The sequence below is a fragment of the Candidatus Limnocylindrales bacterium genome, assembly GCA_035559535.1.
In the GTDB taxonomy this organism is placed as follows: domain Bacteria; phylum Moduliflexota; class Moduliflexia; order Moduliflexales; family JAUQPW01; genus JAUQPW01.
Map to the genome: position 1 here is coordinate 20,541 of DATMBG010000035.1, position 24,503 is coordinate 45,043.

19 protein-coding genes are annotated in these 24,503 nt (G+C 45.7%); 1 reads left to right on the forward strand and 18 read right to left on the reverse strand.

Going from position 1 to position 24,503, the window contains the following annotated elements; translation table 11 throughout:
- Positions 1 to 5: 5 nt before the first annotated feature.
- The gene (locus VNM22_11660; protein HWP47810.1) at positions 6 to 851 is read left to right on the forward strand and encodes an XrtA system polysaccharide deacetylase; all 846 of its coding nucleotides are present in this window, start codon (positions 6 to 8) and stop codon (positions 849 to 851) included.
- 426 nt (positions 852 to 1,277) lie between these two features.
- On the opposite strand, the gene VNM22_11665 is transcribed toward VNM22_11660, so the two are convergent.
- From VNM22_11665 to thiD, 18 genes are all read right to left on the reverse strand, one after another.
- Complete coding sequence (locus VNM22_11665; protein HWP47811.1) at positions 1,278 to 3,827, reverse strand: beta-L-arabinofuranosidase domain-containing protein; 2,550 nt, start codon at positions 3,825 to 3,827, stop codon at positions 1,278 to 1,280.
- A 252-nt stretch (positions 3,828 to 4,079) separates the two neighbouring features.
- Positions 4,080 to 5,195, reverse strand: coding sequence for a glycosyltransferase (locus VNM22_11670; protein HWP47812.1), 1,116 nt, complete (start codon positions 5,193 to 5,195; stop codon positions 4,080 to 4,082).
- 9 nt (positions 5,196 to 5,204) lie between these two features.
- Positions 5,205 to 7,355 (reverse strand): NAD-dependent epimerase/dehydratase family protein, encoded by a 2,151-nt coding sequence (locus VNM22_11675; GenBank protein HWP47813.1) that lies wholly within the window; start codon positions 7,353 to 7,355, stop codon positions 5,205 to 5,207.
- A gap of 10 nt (positions 7,356 to 7,365) precedes the next feature.
- The gene (locus VNM22_11680; protein HWP47814.1) at positions 7,366 to 8,760 is read right to left on the reverse strand and encodes a putative O-glycosylation ligase, exosortase A system-associated; all 1,395 of its coding nucleotides are present in this window, start codon (positions 8,758 to 8,760) and stop codon (positions 7,366 to 7,368) included.
- Between the two features lie 100 nt (positions 8,761 to 8,860).
- Complete coding sequence (locus VNM22_11685; protein ID HWP47815.1) at positions 8,861 to 10,564, reverse strand: XrtA/PEP-CTERM system-associated ATPase; 1,704 nt, start codon at positions 10,562 to 10,564, stop codon at positions 8,861 to 8,863.
- A 126-nt stretch (positions 10,565 to 10,690) separates the two neighbouring features.
- Positions 10,691 to 11,485, reverse strand: a complete 795-nt coding sequence (locus VNM22_11690; GenBank protein HWP47816.1) for an XrtA-associated tyrosine autokinase — start codon at positions 11,483 to 11,485, stop codon at positions 10,691 to 10,693.
- 53 nt (positions 11,486 to 11,538) lie between these two features.
- Positions 11,539 to 13,200 (reverse strand): GNVR domain-containing protein, encoded by a 1,662-nt coding sequence (locus VNM22_11695; GenBank protein ID HWP47817.1) that lies wholly within the window; start codon positions 13,198 to 13,200, stop codon positions 11,539 to 11,541.
- A 150-nt stretch (positions 13,201 to 13,350) separates the two neighbouring features.
- A complete protein-coding gene (locus tag VNM22_11700) occupies positions 13,351 to 14,787 on the reverse strand; it encodes a TIGR03013 family XrtA/PEP-CTERM system glycosyltransferase (GenBank protein ID HWP47818.1) in 1,437 nt (478 codons plus the stop codon).
- A gap of 810 nt (positions 14,788 to 15,597) precedes the next feature.
- On the reverse strand, positions 15,598 to 16,611 hold the full coding sequence (locus VNM22_11705; GenBank protein ID HWP47819.1) for an ABC transporter substrate-binding protein: 1,014 nt from the start codon (positions 16,609 to 16,611) through the stop codon (positions 15,598 to 15,600).
- Between the two features lie 78 nt (positions 16,612 to 16,689).
- Positions 16,690 to 17,697, reverse strand: a complete 1,008-nt coding sequence (gene thiL / locus VNM22_11710; protein ID HWP47820.1) for a thiamine-phosphate kinase — start codon at positions 17,695 to 17,697, stop codon at positions 16,690 to 16,692.
- Positions 17,698 to 18,051: 354 nt separating this feature from the next.
- Complete coding sequence (gene thiE / locus VNM22_11715) at positions 18,052 to 18,759, reverse strand: thiamine phosphate synthase (protein ID HWP47821.1); 708 nt, start codon at positions 18,757 to 18,759, stop codon at positions 18,052 to 18,054.
- A 31-nt stretch (positions 18,760 to 18,790) separates the two neighbouring features.
- Positions 18,791 to 19,582 (reverse strand): ABC transporter permease, encoded by a 792-nt coding sequence (locus VNM22_11720; GenBank protein HWP47822.1) that lies wholly within the window; start codon positions 19,580 to 19,582, stop codon positions 18,791 to 18,793.
- 49 nt (positions 19,583 to 19,631) lie between these two features.
- Entirely contained in the window at positions 19,632 to 20,279 is a 648-nt protein-coding gene (thiE, locus tag VNM22_11725) for a thiamine phosphate synthase (protein HWP47823.1), read from the reverse strand.
- 119 nt (positions 20,280 to 20,398) lie between these two features.
- Positions 20,399 to 21,253: a thiazole synthase gene (locus VNM22_11730; GenBank protein ID HWP47824.1), complete on the reverse strand. Its 855-nt coding sequence runs from the start codon at positions 21,251 to 21,253 to the stop codon at positions 20,399 to 20,401.
- Positions 21,254 to 21,318: 65 nt separating this feature from the next.
- A complete protein-coding gene (gene thiS / locus VNM22_11735) occupies positions 21,319 to 21,519 on the reverse strand; it encodes a sulfur carrier protein ThiS (GenBank protein HWP47825.1) in 201 nt (66 codons plus the stop codon).
- A complete protein-coding gene (locus VNM22_11740) occupies positions 21,516 to 22,388 on the reverse strand; it encodes an ABC transporter ATP-binding protein (protein HWP47826.1) in 873 nt (290 codons plus the stop codon). Before VNM22_11740 ends, thiS begins: the two co-directional genes overlap by 4 nt.
- 32 nt (positions 22,389 to 22,420) lie before the next feature.
- Positions 22,421 to 23,536 carry a glycine oxidase ThiO gene (gene thiO, locus VNM22_11745; protein ID HWP47827.1) on the reverse strand — a complete coding sequence of 372 codons (1,116 nt, stop codon included), beginning with the start codon at positions 23,534 to 23,536 and terminating at the stop codon, positions 22,421 to 22,423.
- Positions 23,537 to 23,603: 67 nt separating this feature from the next.
- Entirely contained in the window at positions 23,604 to 24,404 is an 801-nt protein-coding gene (gene thiD, locus VNM22_11750) for a bifunctional hydroxymethylpyrimidine kinase/phosphomethylpyrimidine kinase (GenBank protein HWP47828.1), read from the reverse strand.
- Positions 24,405 to 24,503: the final 99 nt, after the last annotated feature.

The window sequence follows — 24,503 nt, forward strand, 5'->3', positions numbered from 1 at the left end:
TCTTTATGAAAGTTCTTCCGATTAATGCATTAACCTTTGATGTTGAGGATTATTATCAAGTTGAAGCTTTCAGCCGCTTTATCCATTTCGATACCTGGGATCAATATGAAAGTCGGGTTACAGCAAATACCAACAAGATCTTAGAAATACTGGCCGAGAGCCGGGTTAAAGCGACTTTTTTTGTTTTGGGCTGGATTGCAGAACGATTTCCCCAAATCGTAAAACTGATCAGTACCGAAGGGCATGAAGTTGCCTGCCATGGATATGCCCATAAAGTTATTTATAAGCAGACCAGACAAGAATTTGAAGAGGATGTATCCAAATCTATTCAAATTTTGGAGGATATCTCGGGTACCAAGGTGGTAGGCTACCGGGCTCCTACTTATTCCATCATCAGAGAAACCCTTTGGGCCCTTGAAGTCCTCCTCAAAAATGGAATCCAGTACGATTCCAGCATCTTTCCCATTAAACATGATCGTTATGGAATTCCCGACGCCGGGCGATTTCCTTATGTAATCGACAAGGGAAGATTGGGAAGCCTCATCGAATTTCCCCCCTCTACCCTCAGTTTTTGGGGTACCAATATACCTATCGCCGGAGGGGGCTACTTGCGTCTTTATCCCTATTTTTTCCTTCGTTGGGGCCTCCGCAAAATAAATCAAGAAGGTCAACCGGTGATGGTATATTTGCACCCCTGGGAGTTAGATCCCGACCAACCCAGGATAAATCAGGTCGGCCATTTGACTCGATTTCGTCATTACGTCAATCTGGATAAGACGGAGAAGAAACTCCGAGCTCTGATGAGGGATTTTCGGTTTGCACCGGCTAAAGAAGTCCTGGGAATCCCGTAAATACCCGATTATATGCCATATTAATTCCCCATGTGTAGGGGTGATCCCCCAGGCATCAAGTTAAGGATTAGACCTGGGGGCTAGACATCCCTCTAACCCCCTACACACCAGGATAAGAAGGTTAGCTCCGGCAGGACGACCTGTTTAACCGGTCGCTCCTCTATATCCCCCTTTCCCCCGCATGCGGGGGAAAGGGGGATATAGAGGAAAGGGGAGCTTCCTTCGGAGCTTGAAAAAATTCTGAATGATTGAATTCCCCCGATTTGTATCCGTTTGTATCCGGGACTACCCATGGTTCGTCCCTGACGGGGCTTTTCAGCTTAAGCTGGCACCTATGCCTCTGTGCCCCCTCAAGGGAGGGGGGAAGAGAGGTTCAGACCGAAAAGCGGGAAGGGGACCCAGGGGAGGGTCTGAGAGCAGGAAATCTTAATGGCGGGGAGGTAGCCCTTGCCGGTCCGGACTTCTCAGTTGAGTCAGTCCCATGTAGATCTGCCCAAATCTCAGATGAAATCCGGCATTTTTAGCAGGGGTTGCCAGGGTTGTGGTGTAATAATGCGTTCCGTCATCAAAAACGTGCTTGAGAGTCTCCCGGGCCATATCCCAGTACTCTTTTCGACCTGTTAACAGATAACCATAGGCAAAACCGTCTGTCGTGGTTTGAAGATTGGGGGACGGCTCCATTTTTTGAGGATCTTTAGCACTCCAGATGAAAGCGATACGAGAAGAGTCTTGGTAAAAAGGTCCATCAGGAACCGGGGTTTTTAAAAAGTCCAGGAGTTTAATTAAACTATTTTCTGCTTCTTGATCGGGTTCTCCTAAAGCCCGTTTGGTCAAGGCATAACGACCTATGCCTTCCGTTGCATATCCCAATTGCCAGGGAAGAGTTTCCCCCTCTCCTCCGAAATATGCTCCAACTTTAGCCGGTACCAACTTTCGGGTTATCTTCCAGCGGATAACATCCCGGGCCAGACGTAAATAGTCTTTATTTCCGGTTACCTCATAAAGATCCATCAAAGCCTGTACAATCTGTCCAGGGTTTCTGGGTTCATCGGCATAGGCCAGATCCCCGGGTTTATGAATGGGATCTGTTTCAAGGTTTTTGAGCCACTGGCCCACCTCTTGGGCACTTTCCAGAGCCAGCTCATCCCCGGTCAATACATAATACGTTAGAAGGCCCCTTATCCAAAAATGACTGGTTTGTGGTTCCCTGGAATGATCCATAATACCACTGGCATCATGCTTATGGATTCCATGATTCGCCCAGAACAGGTCTCTATCGGTGTGATACTGGTCGATATCGATCAGGTGGCGAACCATATATTCTCCGTTTTCAAAAAATCGGATATCATGATCTTTCATGCGAAGGTACTGAAGTAACAGGATATAGGAAAAATCAAATTCATTGTTTCCCCAGTAGCGAACATCCTTCCAACCGGCCCGGTAGTGATCCCCAAAATTGAGCCATCCGTACTCATCCTTATCTTCCCGCTCCCGGTAAATATCCCCCATATTGGCATGGGGTCCTTTATACGCTATAACCGACCGGGCTGCCTCTTCATATTGAGGGAAACGCTTCTCATCTTCAACCGACATATAACCCAAAGCCATACTCGCCTGATACCAGGTATTTGGAGCCAGGGCTCTGAGGGGATTCTGGAAGGATCGGAGGATTCTTTCGGATTGAGCCTTATCCGCAGGACCGGAATGAAAATAATAGAAGAGCTCGTGGGTTTTATATCGACCCCCTTCAAATCGATGGGGTTTTGCCCACCTTGTAGGAAAAAGCTCCACAATTACAGAACCAGAGTCCTCCAGCTCAATCCCTTTAGGAAAATTCTGCCAGAAGTGGCGTAGGCTTACCGTAAGTCCCCAGGTTGCATTGCTGAGATCACCCCATCCAGAGGAACGATACCCGGAGCTTATCTCCTGATCGTTCTTGTAAATCTTATACCCCCGGAAGGAAGTGGACCAAAAAGGGCTTCCGTCCTTGGAAGGCCCCCAGTGGGGTCCCCCACTGGAATCCTGGTAAAGGGTCACCCTCTCCCCCGCACCTAATTTTGCCTGTACCCGCTTATCACCACCCAATATAAAGCTCTTATTACCCGTCAGATTTGTCTTTACCTTGAGGGCCAGGCCTTCAAACTCGTGGAAAACTCCAGGACCTCCTTCATGATAATTCCTGGCCGTAAATCTATCGGGATTCTTGAGGGTATAAAATACTCTGAGATAACTCTTATCGTTATAGGCATGGATTCGAACCGTATAATCCAGATAAGAGAGTTGGTCTTTGTAGACTCCATTTTCAGTATGGGAGTTGTGTCGGCCATCGATTCGAATCACTACCCGCATCGGACCCTTTTCTTCGACCACCACTTGAGGAGCTTCATCTGAAGAAGAAAGGTAAAGGGTCTTGTTGTCTTTTTTGGTTATAATGACTCCCGCATCCAGTTGATCCAACAGAAGGGGATCTTCCTTCCCATCCCCATCTATATCCATAAAAACCTGGTCGAAGAGATTAAATTTCTTCTTGCTGATCCTTAACTGCAAAGCTCCGGTAGCCACCGTCAGGATATCTTTAGTTTCTGTAACCTTTAAATGGGAAAGGGGAAAATTTTCTGATGGATCGCCCCCATCTTGCAAAGAATAAAGGGTTTCTTTACCCGATTTGACCGTAGCCTGAAAATCTGCCAAAACCCACTTGATGCTTCCATCAGGCCATCGAGACAAAACCCTGAACTGGGAAGGGATCTCTTTCCCCTTCCCATCCTTTATTCTTAAAGTCTGTTCTTTCATAACCACTCCCTGGGGGAGCGGAATTCCTGTAGTCACCGGATCGTTGATACGATCAACACCGGCATACTCTTTAACTTTTAACGGAACCTCTAAAGCCCGGGCGGTTTTTAAGGAAAAGGAAAAGAACAAAACTATCATGCCCAGACAGCCGAGAATTCGATGAAATATTTTAATTTTTTGCATATCCGATCGGCCACACGCAATCTAGGGCCCTCCCTGTAATCCTCTACCCTCACCCCCCCGTTCCCCCTTCCCGACCCCACTCCTTCCCTCCCCGCATGCGAGGAGGGAGAGAGGGAAGGGTGAGGTATGGATCTCCCTCTTATCCCGGTGTCTATGGGAGTTAGGGGGTTAGGTTAGAAAAACCTATTCCTGAAAAGGGTTAAAGAGAGGGGGGACCTAAATGGTTATCATGCATTGCCCCCATTTATTTGTTTACAACTTCATTTCATATACCTTTTCGTAAGCTTCAAACATCCACTTCTTTTCAAAAAACCTCCTGCAGTGAATCCGGTTCTGCTCCCCGAGGTAGGCTCTTAGGGGTGCCTCTTTCAAGAGCTTTTCTAACATTCTTCTAAAGAAATCTTCATCGGATCGGGGACCGATATAAGCTCTGTTTTCTGGAGATACCATATCCTTTATATCTCCCACATCGGTTCCCACAACAGGGCATCCTGCGGCCATAGCTTCCAGGACGGAGATAGGCATCTGCTCTGTATCAGATGAAATGGCAAAAATGTCAAACAGGCTTAAAACTTCAGCCGGATCTTCCCTGTGGCCCAGTAACCTGACCTTTTCCTGCAGTTTATTTTCTTCGATATACCTGACCAGGTGAGGATACTCAGGGCCGTCTCCCACAATGAGGAGTTTAGCCTGGAATTCAGGAGCCAGCCGGGAGAAGACCCTCAAAAGACGCAGGAGATTCTTTTCTTTCCGTAACCTTGCCACCGTCCCGATGACCAGACTATTTCGACAAAATTCCCATTCCGACCCTTTTCTGGAAAGGACCTGTTTTGAATACTTTTCGCAATCTATGCCGTTGGGAATATAAACCACGGATTTCTCACTCAACCTCCAGGTCTGGAGTGCTACGCGATATAAAGTCTTAGAAGGAACAATGATTTTATAAGCGTGGGATAGGAAAAAACGCCGGATCCAGATTCTCCAGGGTTTTTGGGTTATCAACTCATCCGGTCCAAAACCATCCTCCGTATGGGCCTGGGGGCAAATGGGGAAAAAATGATTGACCAGGCTCCATTCTATAGCTCCCCAGTTGTAGGTGAGTAACAAATCCGGCTGAATCTCCTGTAACAGCCTTCTAAACAGAAAAAGATTCTTTAACTCTTCTTTCTTGTGGATCCGGAGGGGAATCCATCGGATATTAAGGCCTTCTTTTAGTCTTTCCCGACAGGCATAATTTCCATCCATGGCTATAAGGGTATGCCGATACCTGGAGCCAAAATGGTTGATAAGTTCACAGGTTCGTACCTGGGGACCTCCCATTCCGAAGGTAGAAAAAACATGTAGGAGATGTCGGGGTGGAGAGGCCATGACGGTATTTCAGTGCGATTGGATTTCGCTCTCCACGGGAGATTTTTTCTTATGAACTTCAAGTCCCCGTTGGATAAACTCATCCCGATCTGCCACGGGCGTCCACTTCAAATCTTTCTTAATAGCCGAACAGTCAAATTGTGAAACCAATCCCCTGGACTTTAAATCTCTATAGCTTGGAAAGGTCGCATCGGTTCGGCCGATGATTTTTTTAATGGCCCACTTCCCCATTTCAATTACCTGTAACTTTAAGGGGGATCGGGGATAGTATTGTAGGGGTCGATCCAGTATTCTAGCTAATTCCCCAATATATTCCCTGGCAGAAAGACGGACATCCCCGACCACGTTATAAGATTTACCGATTACAGTGTCTGCTTTCATGGCTAAAAAGATGGCTTCGGCGACATCTTCCACCAAAACCAAGGGGAGCGGATTTTTTCCATCATTCCAGCCGATGCAATACGTATCCTGATTAAACTGCCCTAACCCGCTATGGAAAGGGGATCTTCCTTCTCCGATAACAATTCCCGGCCTTAGAATACAAACCGGTAAATCCTTCTCCTTGTGTAATTCCCACAGGAGCTTTTCACAGGCTGCTTTTCCTCTGGCATACAGTGCACGGTTCTCGATATGGGGATCCAGGTCTGCCGGGTCCGTTATGATTTTCTTATCCCCCAGGTATAATGCAGCGATGGAACCCAGGTAGATCAAACGCTTAACCCCATGTTGTAAACAAGCTTCGGCGATATTTCGAGTTCCATAGACCATGGATTTCCGAATCTCTTCCCAGGAGTCTCCCCCTCCCCCCTGGGCCAGATGAACCACAATAGGGACATCTTTAATCGCCCGGCTGACCTCTTCTAAATTTTCCATATCCCCCGATATCACCTCTACCCGGGGATCCTGAAATAAGGAAGGCAGTAAGCAGGTATTCCTTGCCAGTACCCGGATCTTTAAATTGGCAGCTAAAAGCCGTTTCACCAGATGATAACCGATAAAACCGGTCCCCCCAATCACTAAGACATCGCAGGAGATGTTCGGAGTTTTAGGGGGCCGGGAACTTTCTAAAATCGAGTTGGGTTCCCCGGTTTGAGATTCCTGTAAGGCAACGCCCTCGCTGATCCTTTCACACATTTCGACCACATAGGATCCAAATGACCCGTCGATAAAAGGTTCATCCTGATCAACCCCCTGGTAAAAAGCCCGGATACTATTCTGAATACTTAGGAAAAAGGGATCCGATCGTGGCAGGATCTGTAGGGTGGATAAAATATATTTCCCTAAATTGGCCAGGCTTTGTTGACCCATATCCTTAATCAACCTTTGTGCGTTTTGAAAGCTATCATAGAATTCAGGCCATCGGGTCTTGCTTTGAATAAAAAATCGATTATTCATTAAATCAACCTGAACAAGTCCATCTTCACAGATGGCTATGATTCCAGAGGTGGTAAACTCCTGTCCGACGGAGAGAAATACCTGGGCAACAGCTTTTTCACAGATCATAGAGATCTGCCAGGTATCATAAAACAGTTTTCCCGGGCTTAGTTCCTGTCGACCGGAAGCCAGAGTACTAACCTGCCACATCTTTCCGGCCAGATCATAAATTTGAGAAAGGGGATGAACCCCCTGTTCCAGGATGATATTCTGGGGTAGCTGAAACATCCAGTGACCGAACTGCCGGGCGGAAAGTTGCCTTAAAGGAACGTTCATAAACGAAACAATATAATGGAGATTTCCCAGGGTGCGGTCCTGTAACTTTTTTTTCATGGCCAGATAGGCCGGATGAAAGAGCGCATTATAATTGACACCCAGATAAGCACCGCCTGCTTTGGCGGCTTCCATTAAAGCCCGGCATTCTTCGGAAGAAGTCGCCATAGGCTTTTCTAAAAAGACATGGATCCCGGCCTTCAGTAAAGGTACTGCTACCTTCTTATGGAAAGGGGGTGGAACCAGGACATGGGCAAAATTACAACATTTGCTTGCTATAAGTTCGTCCAGGGATCGAAATACTCTGGGGATAGACTCTTTTTTCGCCAGGAGTTCAGCTTTCTCTCTATGGGTATCATAAACCCCGACAATGCGAGTATGGGATAAACCTCTTAGAGCTTCAACATGAAATGAGGAAATATAGCCGGCACCGATAATTCCAACGTCATGCATACTTTTCCGCTCAAACGGTTACCTTCTCAGTAGGCTGGAGCTTTTTACCAACTCCCCTACCATAAGGAATCCTGTTTTGTTCCTGTTGCTGGGTTCCTAAGAAATGCTCACAGGCAAGTATTTGTAGACAGACCGTCAAAGCCATGATGTGATACGTCAGGTCGAAGTAAACCCTATCCAGAAAGGTTCCTCCTATGAGGAAGGCGATCAAAGATATCTCAAACATATGGGAGTAATGAATCATCCAGCTCAAATCAGAGGGTTGATCCGGAAGGGAATTTGAACCATAAGGCTTAAGAGGGTCTCTGGGTTTCCAGGCTCTATCTTCCTGCTTCCGGTTTCTTATTCTGGCGAGTTTTCTTACTTTCCATAGGGTAAGAAACGTGGTGCCCAGTAAAAGCAAGTAAATGCCAAGACCGGGATAGCCGGTATCAATAAGGATCTGGAGATAAGAGTTATGGGTTACGATGGATCCTTCAGAAACGGAGAGAAAATTCCGGACTCCAACTCCCAGGAAAGGGTACTTTCCGGAGAGTTCAATAGCTTCCCGCCAGGCATTTAGCCGACCTTGAACAGAGGCATCTCTTTCATCTTCCTGGGCAAAAATAGTGCTGATATGTTCCATATAGGTAGCCGGGGCAAAGAGGAGAAATAAGTAAAGGATAATGGGCGCAGCGATCAGAGCCCAGGCTTTTCTCTTAGACTTTAGAATGCAGAGTCCAAGGCTGGCCGTTAAGGCAAGAAAACCTCCCCGGGAGTAAGTAAAAATCACGGTAGCCACTGTAAAAGGAACGAAAAAAATCCACAGGAATTTGGAGTATCTGTTTTTTTCCTCCTTGGCCAGGAAAACCAGAAAAGGAATGGCCATATTTAAAGCCAGAGCAAAATCATTATTATCCCCGATTAACCCTCCAACTCCCGATCTAAATCGGACTTCTCCTCCATGGGTAAGTCCAAAAAGACCATTTTTAAGCCCTAAAAATCCAAAGGAAAAGGCGATCACCAGGATAGACCATCGAAGACGCTCCCGGGTATTGACAAGCCCAGTGGTAATAAAGCAGATTAAAAGGATTTTGGAGAACTGGATATAAGTCCCCATAGATCGGGAAGGATCCAGGGCAAAGACTACAGATAAAGAAACCCAAATCCAAAGCAAAATTAAGATAACGTTAATGGGACTTTTCTTAAAAAACTTGAGCTCTTTGTTAAGAACCATCCCCACCAGGGTAGCTAAAGCCACGTAATAAGACAGTCGATACTGGCTTGCAAATCCCCAGGCCAGATCCTGAGGTCGCATATAAGCCAACCAGCTAAATGCCAGCAAACCCAGAAAGGGATAAAGTAAAGCCACAGGAATGGTAGAAAAAGTAACCGCTAAAACTAATAAGTCTCGAAGACTGCCCATGTGTCCGTTGCCTTTTTGCAGAAAAACTTTAGAACTGGCTTTTCTGTTTAGAAATTAAAGCCTGCCCGAGAAGGGTTCTTACAAAATAACCCATAGCCTGCTAAACCCGTTTTTTGGTTTTCAGGATTTTGTCTAATCCACAGAAGATCCCCAAAATGAGAATGCCTTCAACCCAATAGGCAGAAACAGGACTTTTAAACAGTTCGGTAAAAACATCTCGAAAGGCACCGAAAGAAAAGCCTGTATTTCTCCTCTCCAATTCGTGCCAGGTATATAAGACCGGGATTAAAGAGGTTCGAACCAAGATTTCAAGGAAACTAACAATAGCTCTTTGTTTCTTTACTACGCGTCGGCGAATGATCTGTAAAGTCCCCATAAGGAGGGAGTATATCCAGAGTGTTAGGGACTCAAATCGATAAAGAAACAAGAATCCTTGGAGGATACTGCCCACACTGGAATAGATAAAGGGTGAAATCAGGTTGCCAAGGAATTTACCGGGGAGGGGAAACCGTAAATCTCCGGGTTTTACAAAACTTAAAAACCAGGCTTGAACAAAGGTCCCGATCCACAAAACCAGATTGGTTAGGTCATTCACATACCAAAAAAAACTGGTTACATTAATTTTTAGTAAGGAGACCAGTAACGGAAAATAGCCACTCCTGAGGATGAGTTCATGAAGGAGTTTGGATCCCGAATAATCTTCGAACCGGTTTTCTTCGTAAACAGATTTAAAAATATCCTTTGGGGTCGGATCTTCAGAAATTATTTGGGTTTTTGGTAACTCTGGTCCTGTAGAAGTCTGTACTCCCTCCCCAGGTCCTGCACTTTGACCTTGCTTAACCGTCTCAATGGTCTTACAAACCCATTCCAGCTTGCTGGCCATGTCGTCCAGCCTCTTCTCCAGGCAAGACATCAGCGATAGGACTTCTACGCTGGATGTCAGGGGCTGTGGAACAGGTTGAGGGGTTATCTCTTTCTCTTCTTCTTGAGGGACACTTTGGGAGGTTTTGAGTTCCTGGATTACCTCGGCAATAATGGCTTCATCGATTTGCTTCCTCTCACTCACAAATCCGGTCAGCAGGGCTGCATCACAGATAATGTTGATCATTCGGGGAATTCCTCGAGAGAACTCGGTGATTTTATCAATTGCTTCCGAAGAAAATAAGGCCCTATTTTGATTTCCGGCCACCTGTAAACGGTATTGGATATAACTTTCAACATCCTTTCTATCCATTCCGGTCATATGATAGGTGACGGTAATTCGCTGAGCTAATTGTCGAAGTTGAGGTAATCTCAATTTACGCCCTAATTCAGGTTGACCGGCCAGGATAATTTGAAGGAGCTTCTCCTTACTGGTCTCCAGGTTAGAAAGGAGTCGGATTTCTTCGAGTAAAGCGCTGCTGAGGTTTTGGGCTTCGTCTATGATAAGTAAAACGTAATTTCCAAGACTGTGTTGTTGGATCAAGAACTTATTGAGAATCTCCAGTAATTCTGTTTTAGAATTCCCCTGAACCGGCAGGCCGAAATCCCGAACAATCATTTCCAGAAGTTGTAGGAAGGTTACCTTGGTATTATTCACCTTAGCCACTTTGGTGGTATCTTTTAAGTTATTTAAAAGAACCTGGATAACAGTTGTTTTACCCGAGCCCACCTCTCCGGTAATGGTAATAAAACCTTGTCGATCTTCCAATCCATAGGTAAGATAGGCCAAAGCTTGTTTGTGGACCGAGCTGGGATAGAAAAAATCGGTATCCGGTGTAAGTCGGAAAGGTTTTTCTCTGAAACCATAAAACTGTGTATACATGGCTTCTCAATCCGTTGTTAGTTGTCTGCTATAGCCATAAATTCTATGGCATCAGGTTAAATAACTCTCCGGGTTTCGGTTTAGAGAACTTCAAGAACCCGGTTCGATAACGAACAACGGATAGAATTAATAATGATAGTAGTAATTGGAAGAAACCTGATGGACATTATTCAGCACAATTCCTAAAACATTCATTCCCTCCAGAAGCTTCAAGGCGTTTACGACATCTTCTCGAGCGGTTCGACCTGCCTGAACCACCAGGATAACGCCATCCATTTGAGTTCCCAGGATGTTAGGATCGGTCGTGGGTAATAACGGAGTGGTATCGAAGATCACATAACGATCTTCATATCGGTTTTTAATCTCTTTAATGAGGTTATGCATCTTCTGGGATGCAAGCAATTCTGCAGGGTTTGGAGGGAGATTTCCTGCCGGAAGAATGGTTAATTTGTTAATCTCGGTTTTTATAAGAATTTTAGATAGATCCAGGTGTCTGGTTAAATAATCCGATAAACCGTATTTGGGCTCAATCCCCAGAAGTTTATGAAGAGAAGACTTACGAAGATCGCCATCTACCAGGAGAACCGTTTCCTGAAGCCCCTGGGCAATGGTAATGGCTAAATTAAGGGCCGTAAGGGTTTTCCCCTCCCCGGCAACTGCACTGGTAACCATGAGGGTATTTTGAAAATCAGGTTTTGTAAGCTGAAGAATCCGGGTACGTAATTTTTTATATTGCTCTGCTGCCGGAGATTGGGGAGCTGTCAAGGTGATCAGGCGATGACGGATTAACAGGGGTTTTTCTAACCCCTTTTTAGGGGGGGGAATGACCTTAAGGGAATCGGGATCTGTAAGGGTTTCAGAAACCCGTTGAAGCTGTCTCTCCTGAGCCGCCTTTTTTAAAGCCTCTTCAATCTTACTCATACCTAGAGTCCTGGTTTTAAAAGCTCGTAGAAGCGAACTGAACGTCTCCACCTCTACCTGCGGGTCGTTGTATATATGTCTTGAAACTTATTGACAAGGACCTGGAAGTAAGAAGGATTTTCTTTTAAAGCTTGCCAGGTTAAAATACCTCCGGTTATCAATAAATAAAGACCGCAGAGTGAGGCTATTAATCGGGTGGATCTTTTCCTACGTTTTATATCCTCTTCGGTGCGAATATTAGGAATTTCAACCAATACCGGCATTCCAAGATAGAGTTCTATCTCCTTTTGATCATCGAAGGGTTGATATTTATACTCAACCAGGAAAACCGTACCCAACCCTACACCGATTCCTCCTAGAAATCCCATTAAAAGGATCCAAAGTTTATTAGGCTTAACAGGACGTAGAGGAAGAACAGGGGGTTCGATGACGGTAAAAGTGGTCCCCTTGTCTTTAACCTCCAATTCCCGGGAAATACGCGCCTCCTCTAACCGACGGAGTAGCATTTGATAAATATTCTCGTTGACGTTATAGTCCCTGGTGAGTCGAATAAATTCTTGCTCCAGCTTGGGAATGCTTTTGACTTTTAATTCGGCCTCTTCAATTTTACTCTGGAGTTGATCTCGCCGTTTTTCCAACGACTTGATCTGTATTTCCACCGCAGTAAGCTCCTTTCGAAGGTTTTCATAAACCGGATTGACCATCGAAGAACCTTCTGGATTTTTGATTACGATCGGTTTTGAGCTGGCCAGTTGTTTTTTGAGCATTTCGATTTCATTCTTGGTTTGAATAACATCGGGATGTTGGTCGGTGTATTGGGTTCGCAGGCCGGCCAGTTGGGATTCCAGTTCTTTAAGTTTCGTCTCGACGGGATTTGCAAGGATGGTCTTATTATTCGTGGTAGGGGGTTCCTTCTCCAACTGATTTTTTAATAGCGACATTTTCAAATTGGCTTCCTTAAGGGCTATTTCAACTTCTGTCAGAGCATTTTGATATTGTTCCAGCTTCGCCATATGACTGTTTTGGGCACCGGCTCCTAATAATTCTCCCACCGGGCTCCCCGCCTGGACTTCTCCGGTCCCGCCATCCTTCAAAACCGTCGGAATTTTATATCGTAAATCCTTGAGATTGGCTTCTTTAAACTCCCGAAGGGTTTTTTCGGAATCCTCCAGCTTCTTCTTATAAATCTGGAGTTGTTCGTTGATAAAATCAAAAGCCGCGTAAGCTTCGGAGCGCTTGGCGTTGAGATTTTCCTCGATGTATAGACCCGTTAAGGTACTGACTAAATCCCTCACCTGAACCGGATTTTGACCCTCATAACTTACGCTGAATAAATCATTTCCTTTAACGGTAACGGTTAAATTTTTTTGGATTTCTTTAATCAAGTCCTCAAACTCCACGGGGTTCTGAACGGACAGATCAAGCCCTAGTTTTTTAATGACCTTTTCAATGAGAGGGCGACTGAGTATCCCCTGACGGAGGGTTCTCAACCGTTCTTCCATTTCTGAAGCAACCCCTAATCCTTTGGTTAACGGATTAATCACCTGGTCCCTTTCTATCAGAATGGTGGTGCTGGACCGATAGACCTCAGGTAAAATAAAACTCGCCACCGTAGCACCACACAGTACAAAGAAAAAAGGGAGGAAAAAGAACCAGGTTCGTCGGGAGAGAACCTGACGATAATATTGCAAATTGAATTGAAGGAACTTTTCCATACCTAGATCTTCCCTATCTAGACGACGAAATCCTGTACTGCACTAAAGAGAGAACGAAGGGCGGATTCGCTCCGGCGAGATGGATTTCGTTTTATGACATATAAAAAGATCATTTAATATAAAATATAACTTTTTTATAATTTAACTAACTTATTTTGCTCCTTTTGCAAGAATAATGACACTCATAGTCTTAAGAAGAATGACCAAATCCAGAAAAAGGGAAAGATTTTTTATGTAAAAAAGGTCATATTGAAGCTTTTCCAGAGCATCCTCTTTGGAGGAACCATAGGGAAAGTTCACCTGAGCCCAACCGGTCAATCCGGGCTTGACGGTTAGACGAACCGGATAGTAAGGAATTTCTTTTTTAAGGGTTTCTACGAAATGAGGCCTTTCGGGTCGTGGTCCCACAAAACTCATATCCCCTTTGAGGATATTAAGGAGTTGAGGGAGTTCATCGATTCGAAACTTTCGTATCACCCAACCGACTCGGGTAATGCGGGGATCTTTATCGGTAGCCCAAACAGGGCCGGTTTTAGCTTCGGCGTCGACGGTCATGGAACGAAATTTATAAACCTGAAAAGTTTTTTCCCCTTTTCCTACCCGCTCCTGGGTAAAAATTATGGGCCCTGGACTCTCTAATTTAATTAAAATGGCCGTAACAGCCATGAGAGGTGCGGCCAGGATGAGTCCCAGAGCGGATATAACCACATCGAGGACCCGTTTGAGAACTTCGTTGGTTTTGGATTTGTTAAATCCCTGACAAAATATTAACCAACTGGGTCGGAGTCCTTGCACCAGGATTTTGCCCGTTAGCTGCTCATAAAAATCAATGGCTTCATAGACTTTTATTCCATTTAGCTTACAATTTAAAAGAATTTGTAATGGAAAGACCATTCTGCGTTCGGCTAGAGCTACGGTAATCAGATCTATGCGGTTGTTCTTAACAATCTGATCAAACTCACCCAAAGTTCCTATAAGGGGAACCGTCCAGAATTTATTATCCCCTTTTCCCCATACTTTCACGGTATCTTCGGGATTTGAATACCTTCCGGCCATGCATTCATCGATAAATCCTACCAGGCAATAACCTAAATCCGGATTCGAAAGGATTTCCCGGGCTACGGCTTCACCGATTTGGGAAGAGCCTACAATCAAAACCCGCTGACGGATTCCAGGGATTTTGAAAGTATGGTTATAAATCAACCACCAGGAGCTAACCAGAACCATGGCCAGCAGGGTAGCCAAGGCTAAAATCCATCGGCCATGGGTCAAAGATGGGATAAAATAATAACTTCCTCCCATCACCGCTGCCGTAATCAGGATAGAGATAAAAATACTCAACACCAAACTTAAAGAGTTAGGCTTTATCCGGAGATTATAGAGATCGAAGAGATAAAAAATGAACTGACCTAAACCCGTAAAAATAAGAAGGCTGGGTAAAATGGGTTGTTGATAAATAATCGGCCAGAGGGAGATTTGATATCTTATCCAGATGGCTCCATAAAACGAAATCATCAGTGCAAGGGTATTACCCAGGAAAAGAATTAAAAATCCAGCCCTTGCTGCAGGGGTTTTCTGTAACTCCATTTTTTCTGTACCTCCAGGTCTAGCAGGTCTGGCTGGTCTACACAAAAAGTGCCTAAATTCTTGGAGAAAGCAACTTTTTCAGTTCTCATTTCTCCCTCTGGCATAGACCTTTCCTACCCGACCGAAAGCCAATCTGTTCAGAGTCCATGGGTTTTAATCTTCTTAGAAGAAAGGACTAGATATTTTTAAGATAAAATTTACTAAAAAATACCTCTAATGTAAAAAGATGTATTAAAAAGACAAAAGTTGCAAAAGATTCTACTACCTGAGTGACAACGATTCTGAAGGAGGTATCCCCCCGCCCCCATACGCGGCAAGATAAGAATGTTGGCCCCAACGGGCAACCTGCTTAACAGGATACAGCTCGGGAGCTTGAAAAAATTCTAAATCTCTGAATCTCCGATTTGCTTCGGAGGCTACCGACCATTCGCCTCTGACGGGGCTTTTCAGCTTAACCTGACGCGTATGCTCCCTGTTCTCCCATCCAAGATGGTTAAAGAAGGAATAAATTTACCTTAAAATTATAATTATCTATCTATAAGTATAAATTATTCTAAATTAAGTCAACTGTAAAATAGGCAAATTATATGCCAATTTTGTATAAAATAAGTAAAAATTGAAAGCTGTCGATTTTGGTAGACGGGAAAAAGGGGAATTCAAGGGCAGGGCGATTTTAACAGTTGCCTTCAAGACGGAAATAACTTCAGCTTCGGAAAGAAAGAAGAAAGCTAAAAAGGGGTTTTTCCTGACCCTTTTTAGCTAAAAAATATCCAAACCGGTAGGAGCCATCCCCGGAATGGCCCTTAAACTTTAAGGTAAAAATTCATTGGTAAACATGCCGGAAACCTTTGTTTTTTGCTTAATTAATCCCATATCCATCATAAAATCCTGAAGCTCTTGCCATTTGGCTTCCGTTTGCCAGCCAACCTTAGGAACACTGTTTTTCATAAGGGGAATCAATGCTACCAAAGATCTCTGAGCCAAATCCTTTCTAAGATCTGGATTTTGTTTAAGTAAAATCCCAAGTGCCTCGTCTGGATGGGTCATGGTAAAATCTAACCCCTTCCAGGCTGCCCGCATAAAACGTCGAATGAGATCGGGGTTTTCTTGAATAAGTTTTTCATTGGTCAACAAAACAGATTCATAAAAATCGGGAACCCCATAATCCTGAAGTTTAATCATATTCACTTCAAATCCTTCCAGCTCAATTTGAATTTTTTCCCAAACCGAGTAGGTCCCGATAACGGCATCGATCTGTTTGGTCAATAAAGGTTGAACCAGATTAAATCCTACGTCCACAACGGTGTAATCACTTCCTTTACGCAGTCCCATCCCCCCCAGAATTTTTTCCAGGTAGGCATCATCGGAGGGAATAAGAGGGGAACCGATCTTTTTACCCTTTAAATCGGATGGCTTTGTAATACCCGATTCCTTTAAGGAAAGAATTACATTCAAGGGGTGTTGAACAATAGCTGCAATGGAAACAACGGGAAGACCCTCTGATCGCCCCAGAATCGTATCAATCTGATAACTCAACCCGAAATGATCCTGGCCGGCTGCCACCAACTTGATGGTATCTTCTGGATTAGAAGGAACATAAAGATTTACGTCTAGATTTTCATCGGCGAAATATCCTTTTTCCTTTGCAACGAACAGAAAGGTATGCAAAGACCAGGGAGTCCAATCCAGACGCAAAGAAACTTTGGCTCGTTGCTCATTGTCTTTTTCTGCTCCCTGAAGTCCAACAGGTCCGATAAAAACGGTTAAAGTGCATAGACTTGCCAGGAAAACAAAAAAAATTTGCCTTTTAGATAAATATCGCATCGTCCTTTTATCCTGGGCCTGTTGCCCGTAGTCCAGAGTCTACCTCCACAAACAACGGACAACAAGCGGCAGGTCCTCTTAAGCAAAATGATCCCAGCTTTTAGCTTCTAACGGCAAGACGGTCCCATCCCTGCCGATTAATTTGTTACCTTTCCCGGGCACCTGGATCTTTCCGATCGAGGTTACTTCTATGGAAATCTCTTTATGCAGGGTGGAGACGATCCTTTCCACTTTCTCTTCAGGTGCTGTGAATAAAAGCTGATAATCTTCTCCTCCGTATAAAGCCCAATCCAGAGGATCTTTGTGATTTTCTTCAGCTAACCTCCTCACGATATCGGAGATAGGAACTTTATCCATCCAGATCTCAACGCTTACCCGACTGACTTCACAGATTCGCTGAATATCTCCGGCCAGGCCATCACTTATATCGATCATAGCGGTAATGCATTGAAGGCCTGCCAGGACTTGACCGGCCCGGATTTGGGGCTCAGGAGTCAAATAAGCTTCTATCAAAGGTTCCACGTTTATATTTCCGGGTTCAACATTTCCCAGAAGGATTTGAAGCCCGGCTGCGGCTTTCCCTAGAGTTCCTGTAACCAAAACTATATCCCCGGGTTTTGCCCCCGATCGCAAAAGAACCCGTTCAGGAACTACCGTCCCTAACAGGGTTACATCGATAAAGATTTCTTTCGAAGACCGGGCTAGATTCCCTCCTACGATACAGGCGCCAAAACGACCGAAGGATTCCTTCATGCCCTTATAAAGTTCCTCAACAAATTCCACCGTTGTATGGATGGGCAAAGCCAGAGAAATAAGGGCATAGCGGGGACTCCCCCCCATGGCAGCAATATCGCTTAAGTTGATGGCGGCTACCCGTTTCCCCAACTGATAAGGAGTAATTTTCTCCTTCAAGAAGTGTCTTCCTTCAATTTGCACATCACAGGTCGCCAGCAGAAGTTGATCTCCTGAGACGTTGAGAACTGCCGTATCGTCTCCAATTCCGATAACTTCTCCAGGTCCTTTATTTCCAATGATCTGTTTAATTCGTTGGATTAAACCAAATTCTCCAAGTTCGGTAATGAGCATGTTTGAAAGAGAGTGGAGTAGTGCTTTGTTACTTTAATTTTGCTTAATGTTTAAGTGACCCTCACCCCTGGCCCCTCTCCCACGCTGCGGGAGAGGGGAGTTGGGGAGTGAAAGCAGCCCTATGAGGTCAAAATTAAGGTAACAGTGTAGTAGTACTCTGTTTACTTAGTTTTGTTTAACGTTTAAGTGGTCCTCACCCCCCGGCTTCCCTACGTGCCAGGATAAGAAAAATAGACCCAGCGGGGCAACCTGTTTCACAGGCCGCTGCTACAGAGCCTGAAAAAATGAAGAAACCCCCCTTCCCGACTTACGTCGGGGGCTACCCAGGGTTCACCCCTGACGGGGTTTTTCAGCTTAACCCGGCGCGTATGTCCCCGGTCCCTTTCCTGAAGCTTCGGGAGAGGGGATTTTGATTGCTTTGAGCCCTTTGATTCCACGGATCTTAGCCAGCAAGCTCCGGGTTGCTTCTTTAATATCCTCCGCACCGACGACGGCAGAAACCACCGCCACCCCATCTGCACCGGCTCGCAGCACTTCTTCCACATTTCCATAATTAATTCCCCCGATGGCCACCACAGGAATTTTAACATGGGCTTTAATTTCGGCTAAAAGACGCGTGCCTATGGGAGCTCCTGCATCACTTTTTGTAGAGGTGGCAAAGATAGATCCTACCCCCAGATAACTGGCTCCTTCTTCTTCAGCCCGGAGGGCTTCTTCCAGGGTTCCTGCCGAAGCACCGATAATGGCATGGGGGCCAAGGATTTTTCTGGCCAGATGAACCGGCATATCTTCCGGACCTACATGAACGCCATCGGCCTCTACGGCCAGGGCAATATCAACCCGATCGTTGATAATCAGAACAACGCCCTTTTCCCGGGTTAAGCGTCGAAGTTGTTGGCCGATATCGATCAATTGACGAGAATTAGCTTCCTTATCCCGAAGCTGAATGACCGGAGCCCCTCCTTCTATGGCTTCCCGAACCACATCCAGATGCGAGCGGCCTTTGGCTAATCTCTTATCAGTTAACACATGTAAATCCATCTTCTGTAAACTCGGGTTCATAGACCTGGGGCAGAAATCGACAGGCCGGTCGTTATCTCCACGGTTCCAGGCTTACCGTCCTCCCCTCCTTATGTTTTACCCGCCAGGGTAAGCAGATTCTTTCCAGAACTGTAACCAAAGCAAAAAGTCCCACACCTAAAATAGAAAGAACTACGATAGCTGCAAAGAGAAGGTCGGTACGGAGCTGGGCATTGGATCTCTTCATGAGAAATCCCAGACCGACATCCGATCCCACCCATTCTCCAAAAACGGCTCCAATGACGCTTACGGCTATGGCTACCCGTATCCCTGAGAAAATAAAAGGGAGGGCAGCAGGAAATCGAATCTTACGGAATAACTGCCAGGAAGTCGCTTTCAAAGTTTGCATCAGATTAAGTAACTCCACATCTACCGATCTTAATCCATCCACCGTATTCACGACTAAGGGAAAAAACGCAATAATAGCGGCCATAACCACCTTGGGTATCAGCCCGTACCCAAACCAGATGATCAGCAGGGGGGCTATGGCAAAAACGGGGATGGTTTGAGAGGCAATGATGAGGGGATAGAGAACTTTCTCCAGAACCCGGGAATAGACAATGGCAATGGCAAGGGCGAGACCGATTACAAAAGCCAGGAAAAAACCTGCCATTATTTCCCCTAGCGTAATCCAGGTATGCTGTAACAACATATCTGAAGATTCCCCCATCACTTTGAGAATTCTGGTGGGGGAGGGGAGAATATAGGGAGGGATTTTAAAGATTTTTACGTAAGCCTCCCAACTTACCAGCAGTAAAGCGAAGAGGGTCCCTGGAGCCAGATAAGAAATCAAAAACTTTCTCACCAACATCTCTTCTTTCACCTATTAAATGGATACAAATCCTATAACTCCCCTAGGATTTTGCAATTTCGCGCCGTTGCGATAAAACAACCTCGGTTAATTCTTTAGCCGCCTGGTAGACATCCGATGCACAGAGTATGGCAGAGATAACACTAATCCCATCGGCTCCGGCCAGCAGAACTTCTCGGACAGAGTCTTTCTTAATTCCTCCCAATCCGAGAATAGGAACAGAAATAAACTTTCGCACCTCTTTTAAGGCCTCGAGACCCACAGGTTTTCCATAGGGAGCCTTGGAGGGAGTAAAGAAAAGAGGGCCAAAAGTAATAAAATCGACACCTGAGTCTTGAGCCTGTAGAGCTTCTTGAAGATTATGGGTCGAAACGCCCAGCAGTTTGTTTCCTATCAAACGCCGAACCACATGGGGAGGCAGACTTTGCTGCCCCAGATGAACTCCATCGGCCTCTATGGCCAGGGCCACATCCACTCGATCATTAATAAAGAGCTTTACACCGGCCATCTCGGTTAATTTTCGAACCTCCTGGGCCAGAGTATATAACTCCCTGGCAGACAGATCCTTTTCCCTCAACTGAATAGCTCGAACCCCTCCCCGAATAGCCTCCTCCAATACAGTAAGTAGATTCCTCCCCAGGGTCTGATGCCGGTCTGTGATTAAGTATAGAGATAGCTCAGGGATCTTCATTTAAGGATGGAGGTATGGGAGTGTGGGAGTATAGAAGTGTAGGAGGATTCCCCCACACTCCCATACCCCCATACCCCCACACCCCCATACCTCCACACTCCCACACTCCCATACCTCCATTATTCTAGCATCCCTTCCAGAGGGCTGCTGGCGGTAGCATACAATTTCTTGGGGATTCTACCGGCCAGATAAGCCAGACGGCCCGCCCGAACTGCGTAATTCATGGCTTCTGCCATTTTAACTGGATCCTTGGCCTCTGCGATCCCTGTATTCATGAGTACTCCGTCCACACCTAACTCCATGGCAATAGCTGCATCTGAAGCAGTTCCTACTCCGGCATCTACAATGACAGGTACAGAGACCATTTCCAGGATAATTTTGATATTATAAGGATTACGAATTCCCAATCCGGACCCGATCGGCGCTCCAAGGGGCATTACAGCCGCAGCACCGGCATCCTCAAGTTTCTTAGCCATGACCGGATCATCGTTGGTGTAAGGGAGAACCACAAAACCTTCTTTAGCCAGGGTTTCCGTTGCCTTCAGAAGACCTATATTATCGGGAAATAAGGTTTTTTGGTCTCCAATAACCTCCAATTTAATGAGATTGGAAAAGCCGGCCTCTCTGGCAAGTCGAGCGGTACGAATGGCTTCTTCCGCCGTATAGCAACCGGCCGTATTCGGCAACAGGGTGTACTTTTTCAAATCAATATAATCCAGCAGAGAAGGTTGAGATTTATCGAACAGATTAACCCGCCTTACGGCCACCGTCACAATTTCTGCGCCGGACTTTTCAAGGGCTTCCCTCATAATCTCAAAAGAGGGATACTTTCCCGTTCCAACAATGAGACGGGATCTATAAGCTTTACCTGCAATAATCAGATGATCGTTTTCTAACATATAAAAATAGATGGTATGGGGGTGTGGAGGTGTGGGAGTAGGGAAGTAGGGGAATATAGGAAAACATACTCCCATACCCCCACACTCCCAGTACGGGCGACCGGCCGGTCGCCCCTACACACCCCCATACTTTCCTTTATTTATCCTCCCCCGACAAATTGAACCAGCTCCAATTTATCTCCTTCCTTAAGGGTCTGGTGTTCGTAGGCGCTTTTAGGTACAATTTGCAAATTATGTTCGACGGCAACGACGCGTTTATCCACCTGAAGATATTGGAGCAGTTGGAGAATCGTGATATCGGATGGAACTTCTCGTTCCTCTCCGTTAATAATCACTTTCATAACCGTTTATCCGTTGTAGATTGTCTTGTGGTTCGTTGTGGACTATCCGTCAGGGGTTGCTGGGGAGGGTTCGAAACGGAGTCAGGCAACCCTACGGATGATGGACAACGGACGACAGACATTTCTTCAAAGGCCTTTAGACTTTCCTCTTGGATAAGGTCCATCAGGATACGTTTTATACCCACGAAAGGAGCTGAGGTAACCAGATGGGGATCCCGGGGTCTGGGAAGGGGAACGGAAAGTTCTGCTTTAATCGTTCCTGGTCTGGCCGTCATTACATAAATTCGGTCGGATAAAAAGATCGCCTCTTCGATATCGTGGGTTACAAAGAGGATGGTTTTTCGGAATTCTTCCCAGACTTTCAACAAGAACTGCTGCATGATAGATCGGGTCATGGCGTCCAAAGCTCCGAAGGGCTCATCCAACAACATGATATCTTTTTTAAAGAGGATTGTACGCATGAGAGCGGCTCGTTGTCGCATGCCACCCGACAAGGAATCCGGGTAATTTTTCTCAAACCCTGCCAGTCCGAAATTTGGAAAGAGGGCCAGGGCTTCTTTCCGGGCCATGCTTTTTTTTATCCCTTGAATCTCAAGACCCAGAATGACATTATCCAAAATGGTTCTCCAGGGTAACAAGAGATCCTTCTGGGGCATATAGGCTGAAAAGCCGCGTCTATCTTCCCTGCGTTCTCCGTCCAGATAAATTTCACCCTCTTCATCGGGTTGGAGGAGACCAGCGATAATGTTAAAGAGGGTACTTTTTCCGCATCCACTGGGACCTACTAAACTAACAAATTCACCTTCCCTTACGTACAGGTTAACCTTTTGGAGCGCTGTAACCGGACCTGGAGAGAAGGTTTTACTCACGTTAACCACCTGAACTTTAAAGGGCGCCTTCCTCATATCGCAAACCGTTTTGGGCTAAAAGGCTCCAGAGAGAGGGAAGTTTTCCCATCTACAATGAGTTCCTGAATGAGCTTTCCGGTTATAGGAGTTAAAAGGATTCCCTGCCGAAAATGACCTGTGGCTACAATCACATTTTCCATTTCAGGGATAGGCCCCAAAATGGGAAGTAAATCCCGGCAGTAGGGTCGTAACCCGGCCCAGGTTCTTGTCAGGGGTTTACTGGCCAGGGAGGGAACCATCTCAAGAGCCGCACGGATCAATGTTTCTACACCTTCCAAAGTAACCTGTTTATCATATCCTACAAATTCCACCGTAGCGCCGATCAGCAAATCTCCTCCCAGGCGAGGAACCAGATAAACCTTTCGAGAGGAGACAACATGATGAAGGAGAGGAGGAAAAACCGTTGTTGCTACCATCTGTCCTTTAGCCGGTTCGACCGGAAGGGGATAGGTTAAAAGAGAGCCTATCTGATTAGACCAACACCCGGTTGCAATAACTATGGTATGGCCTCGAATGATTTCATCATAAGCCTGAACTCCGGTGATCCGAGAATTCTCCTTGAGAACGGCCGTGACCGGTTTCCCTACCATGAACTCGGCTCCAAGCTGGAGGGCACCTCGGGCCAAAGCTTCTACCAGTCGAGGATTATTTACATGACAATCCTTTGAAAAGAAGAGAGCTCCACGTATTGTTTTAGATAAAGCAGGTTCTCTTTCCAATACTTCTTCAGAAGTAAGAAGTTCTGTAGCCAGTCCCACCTCTTTTTGAAAGGGATGGAGGTACCGACCTTCCTTTTCATCATCTTCATCCAAAAAAAGTTCCAATGTTCCGTAGTGTAGCAACTCGATATCAACACCTGTAAGGTCTTTCAGCTCTTCAGATAAGGTGGAATAAAGCTGATAGCTTGCGATACTGAGATCAAAGTACGGTCGATGACCGGCAGGATCATATCGTGGGGATAGCATTCCTGCTGCTGCAGAGGATGCCTCGCATCCGGGTTGTGTTTTTTCAATCACAACCACCTTGACTTTTGATTTAGCCAACTGATAGGCGATACAGCATCCAATAGCTCCCGCTCCTATAACGATAACATCGGTTGTCTTAGACAATTTAATCCCTGTGTCGTTGCCCGTTGTCCGTGGTTTATACTGTCAACCATGAACAACGGCCTACAGACTATTTATACTGAATCCAGGCCAGATGATTGGTAGGCCCGTGTCCTTTTCCAATATCCAGAGAATAACGAATCGCCAGTGTTACATACTCTTTCGCTATCCGAACGGCTTCTTTTACGTCCTTACCTTTAGCCAATTCTGCCGTGATAGCAGCCGAGAAAGTACAACCGGTTCCATGGATATTTCGGGTTTGAATACGCTCCGCTCTATAGTAAGAGAATTCCTGTCCATCATAGAAAACATCCACCGCTTCTCCATTTCGATGGCCCCCTTTTACGATTACATTTCGGACCCCCTTCTCCCGGATGATCCGGGCTGCTTTCTCCATATCTTCCAGGGAAGTAATCTTCATATCGGCTAATACCTCGGCTTCTGGAATATTAGGGGTTACAATCAAGGCAAGGGGGATCAATTGATTTTGTAAAGCTTCCCGGGCACTGGGTTGCAAAAGCGGGTCTCCACTTGCGGCCACCATAACCGGATCTACGACCAATCGATCTATGCCATATTCGACCACTTTACTACAAACCATTTCAATGATCTCCCGGTTAGAGAGCATCCCGGTTTTGGCTGCATCGATTCCAATATCTGTGGCTATGGAGTCCAGTTGGGCTCCCACGAACTGCGGAGGAATATCCAGGATTCCTTGAACACCCAGGGTATTCTGGGCTGTGAGGGCGGTAATGGCCGTCATTCCGTAAACTCCCAGTGCCGTAAAAGTTTTAAGATCGGCCTGAATCCCGGCACCTCCGCCCGAATCAGATCCTGCGATGGTTAAAGCTGTCTTAAGTTTTAGCGACATAAATAAAAAAGCCGTACCCCCTGGAAGGGAATACGGCTAAATTTTTTAAAAAGAAAAGGTAGACTACTTCCTTATCAATCGTTAAGGTATACGTCCACG